The organism is Xenorhabdus thuongxuanensis, assembly GCF_001908095.1.
In the GTDB taxonomy this organism is placed as follows: Bacteria; Pseudomonadota; Gammaproteobacteria; order Enterobacterales; family Enterobacteriaceae; genus Xenorhabdus; species Xenorhabdus thuongxuanensis.
In genome coordinates this window covers 8,002-12,246 of the sequence record NZ_MKGR01000043.1, presented here as the reverse complement: position 1 = coordinate 12,246, position 4,245 = coordinate 8,002, and the positions used below count along the sequence as shown (strand labels likewise).

The following is a 4,245-nucleotide window of genomic DNA, read 5'->3' as shown; positions in this document are numbered from 1 at the left end:
GCTGGGTGACTGCGATTGAGTCAGTTGCCCCCACTGGGTGGTGATTTCGGCCAGTTTTTGTGCCGGCAGATCTTGGTTTTGATCTTCTGGCCTGGCCTGACCGGGAAAACTCAGCGACAGACTTAACCCGCTAATAATCAGCCATTTTGTTCTATTGTGCCAAGTGGATTGTTTTTTTTGCACCACGGATTGTGACCCTTTTCATTCATATTGAAAGGGGTAACATGCAGAAAAAGGGCGTTAAATACTGCGGTTAATTCTTTTTCTCATGGTGAAAATTACCTGGATCAGCGATGAATAGGAACCCCGTTAAATGTATGCGTACAGCACTGACACTGGACAGGAATATCATTTACTGACAGATTTGGATTCACCTTCCTTAAAAAACCGGATCCATCGACGAACAACCCGTTGTAATAACTGGATTCACCACAGCGGATATACTCTCTTTGTTCATGCTCATGTAACGCCACTAGCCAAAATAAAGGTTCTGGACTGTCCAGTCGCTGAATGGCTTCACTGTGGACCGCATCCCATTTTTCACCGACTTTGCTCAATAAAAACATAAAAAGTGGCGTGTAATCTAAGCCGCGTCGTTGCTTGCTTTTCATGGGCAAGAAGTGTGACATATCCTCCCTGATTAACCCGAGCTTCGTATATGATCTGCCCCATTTCTCTCTCAATCCTCCTTCAAAGGGAGAATTTAGTTAATAGCTGCAAATACATTTACACCTGTAAGATTAGCTGTGAAATTCCACAATCTTAAGGCTTCTACCGGATCAACGGCATATTCACAAACACCAACAAAGGGTTCTTCATAATCTGATGCGAGTCCTGTAATGTTACAATCTTCACAATAAAGTCCACCTAGTCCGTTCAAGACAGGACTTGTTGCTGCCCATACCTCAGTTGCAGCCCCTTGCGCAGGAGATTTAAAAGTTGGATCAATCGGATTCCCCTCCTTATCCATCCATCCCTCATTCGCCATTTCTTCATAAGACAGATATCGCTGGAGTGGGGTGAAGATTTTACCCGGATGCAAAGAAAATGCCCTGATATTTCTGTTTTTTCCATATGTGTCCAATTGCAATGCAAAAAGTACATTAGCAGTTTTAGACTGTGCATATGCCACCCACTTGTCATAACCACTAGTGAACTGGATATCGTCCCATCTGATTGGAGAATTATGATGCCCAGCAGATGAAACGCATACAACTCTCCCTCCAGATCGGATATTGTTCCATATAAGATTCACCAGTACATAATGGCCAATATGATTTGTAGCAAACTGCGATTCCCATCCTGGACCAACCCGTTTTTCTGGAGAAGCCATGATGCCAGCATTACAAATCACATAATCAAAGATATATCTATTCGCATTGACATAAGCCGCCAATGTCCTGACAGAATTTATATCCGAAAGATCAAGTGGAAGAATGGTAATATTGGTTAACTCACTTAAAGCATTAGATGCTCTCTTCATATCCCTTACTCCCACTACCACATGAGCACCTGCTTCTGATAGCGCTTTAGTAGCCTCATATCCCAATCCAGAATGTCCACCTGTGATAAAAGCGGTCTTACCTTTAATATCAATACCTTTAAGTACATCCGAGGCTGTTGATGACGCGCTAAATCCTGAATTGATCGGTTTTTGGACTCGCATAAATCCCCCAATAACTATTTTAGGATAACTCGGCTCTCATATGTGGAGTATAGAACTCCTCCAGTGCAGCAATTTCATCATTACTAAGAGATACATTCATACAACAAGTATTGTCTATAAGTTGCTCTACTGATGTCACACCAACAATTGGTGAAGCGATTGATGGTTTAGATAACAACCAAGCTAAAGCTACATGTGCAGGCTTACATGCTTTACTTGCTGCGAGGTCATTTAGAACAGAAATTATTTTTTCATCACTCTGCTTTGCGGATTCATATAGCCATGACAATACCTTGTCAGATTGTGTACGAGTAGTACCAGTCTTCTTTGCAAGTTTACCTCTAGCCAATGGACTCCATGGTGTAACCCCAATCCCTTCGGAAACACAATAAGGAATCATTTCTCTTTCCTCTTCACGATTGATGAGATTGTAATGATTTTGCATACTAATGAACTGAGTCCATCCGTTCATTCTGGCGACGAATTGTGCTTTAATGAATTGCCAAGTTCTCATTGACGAAGCTCCGATATACCGAACCTTGCCTGACTGAATCAAGTCATTCAGAGCAAGCATTGTTTCTTCGATCGGCGTGTTATCATCCCATCGATGAATTATATAAAGGTCAATATAATCGGTCTGAAGTCTTTTTAGGCTAGCATTAACCTGCGTAAATATTTCTTTACGTGACAACCCTCCTGATAAAGGAGAATCAGTCATTTTCTCATAAACTTTTGTGGCTATGACCACATCATCACGTTTAGCATACTTTTTCAAACAAGCCCCCACGATTTCTTCACTTGAACCAAGTGAATAAACATTCGCTGTATCAAAAAAATTTATGCCTAAATCTAACGACTTAGTGATAATCTTCTCACTTTGGGTATAGTCCAGAGTCCATGTGTGTGCCCCTTTAGTTGAATCTCCGAAGGACATACATCCCAGAGCAAGCCTAGACACAATTAGTCCTGATTTTCCTAAGTGACAATATTGCAAATGCCCCTCCTTAATTATTCAGTTCGGTGAGTCTGGACCACGAAGTTTCTTGTTCATCAAATGGTATATCGAGACTTGCCAAGTACATCGCTGTCATCCAGCAATGTCCTGCGAGATGGGTAGCATCAGCGATCTCACCTTGTGAATAAAATTCATTTAAACTGCGAAATGATGATGCTGAAGCTTTGCCTTCAAGAATGCACTCTGTAATATATTTCACCATAGCTTTTCTGCGTGCATCCATCGCCTCATAGTTTCCATTCTCAATGTCGCTAATTTCCTGCTCTGTCAGACCAGCCTTAATTGCAAGTGGATAATGAATAATCCGTTCGAACTCGCTGTTAACCAATTTAGCTACACGCATGACAATAATTTCACGCTCATAGTCATTCAGATACCCTTTCGTCAAAGCACCTCCTAAGGCTAAATGAGGTTCGGCAGAACATTTGGTTAAAAGCAAACCTCGAGTCAAGTTTGAAGGGAACTTCTCATATACACTCAGTTGTTCTTGTGTCATATCCTGAACTTCAGTTAGTTTGACTAACATATTACTCATTACTTTCCCCTTATATAGGCTGTTGACTAATCTTTTTGTTGAGGATATTGAAAGCTTCATTTGATGAAATATTATCAATATCCACTAAATCAATGATAAATCCGTCTGGTCTTACAATGATGCAGGCAGAATGAGTTGGTAAAAGATCCTTGATAAGTCCCAAAACTTTTCCACTTAAATTAACAAGAACTGCACCAGTAATAATTTTCGTGGCCGACTCAAAATATTTTTCCCACTCTGAATAGATGTAATGATCACCTGGCCAGAAGAAAATTGTATGTTTAATGAGGCTTAAATGTGGCGAAAGCGTACTTTTATTCCATTCAAGAGGAATTCGTCTTCCTGACTCAAGTTTCATTATCCCTTCAGATAACTGCCCATGAGGAATATCAATCTGAGCGATTCTGGGTGATAAAAATCTATCTACGATGCCAGTTCTGGATGCAAATCTGAAGGCAAAATCACGAGCAAATATCGCTGGGAATTTCTTATACAAACTCACATTTGCTAGAAATGTAGATAATTTTGATGTCCGATTAATCCCATTCATTCGTTCAGTGGAATAACTATCCAAGAGAGATGAATCATACTCATTACGTATAACACCAGCCAATTTCCAGCCCAGATTCACTGCATCCTGAAACCCACTGTTCATCCCCTGAGCCCCAGAGGGACTCATCACATGAGCCGCATCACCAACAAGAAAAATATTCTGAACTCTGTAAGAAGAAGCAGACCTTACATGTGCATTGAAAATACCGCAGAAATTCATATTCCCTAAAATTTTATTGCCGGGAACTCTGTCATTAAGCAATTTATTAAAGAATTCTCGATTGATTTCACCTTTGTAATTAGCAGGAACACTAGCACCTATACGAAATAATCCATCACCAATTGGGGCTAAAACCATATTACCTGTGCGATGGAGGTCAGGGCGCGAGCATACTTTGATTGATATCTATCCAAAGAACACTTGTGCACGATAATCATCGCTCCAGCCGGCTTTTTTGAGTTTATTTCGTTGGCTGG

General features: G+C 40.7%; 5 protein-coding genes and 1 pseudogene. All 6 read right to left on the bottom strand.

Going from position 1 to position 4,245, the window contains the following annotated elements:
- On the bottom strand, window positions 1–186 hold a 186-nt coding region (locus tag Xentx_RS17195; RefSeq protein ID WP_139292515.1), incomplete at its 3' end, for a hypothetical protein.
- Between the two features lie 101 nt (window positions 187–287).
- A pseudogene (locus Xentx_RS17190) lies at window positions 288–611 on the bottom strand (hypothetical protein); the annotation flags it as partial.
- Window positions 612–703: 92 nt separating this feature from the next.
- Window positions 704–1,666 carry an SDR family NAD(P)-dependent oxidoreductase gene (locus tag Xentx_RS17185; protein ID WP_074021740.1) on the bottom strand — a complete coding sequence of 321 codons (963 nt, stop codon included), beginning with the start codon at window positions 1,664–1,666 and terminating at the stop codon, window positions 704–706.
- A gap of 19 nt (window positions 1,667–1,685) precedes the next feature.
- On the bottom strand, window positions 1,686–2,660 hold the full coding sequence (locus Xentx_RS17180; protein WP_074021739.1) for an aldo/keto reductase: 975 nt from the start codon (window positions 2,658–2,660) through the stop codon (window positions 1,686–1,688).
- A gap of 10 nt (window positions 2,661–2,670) precedes the next feature.
- Complete coding sequence (locus Xentx_RS17175) at window positions 2,671–3,216, bottom strand: carboxymuconolactone decarboxylase family protein (protein ID WP_083601059.1); 546 nt, start codon at window positions 3,214–3,216, stop codon at window positions 2,671–2,673.
- Between the two features lie 10 nt (window positions 3,217–3,226).
- The gene (locus Xentx_RS17170) at window positions 3,227–4,126 is read right to left on the bottom strand and encodes an FAD-dependent monooxygenase (RefSeq protein WP_074021738.1); all 900 of its coding nucleotides are present in this window, start codon (window positions 4,124–4,126) and stop codon (window positions 3,227–3,229) included.
- Window positions 4,127–4,245: the final 119 nt, after the last annotated feature.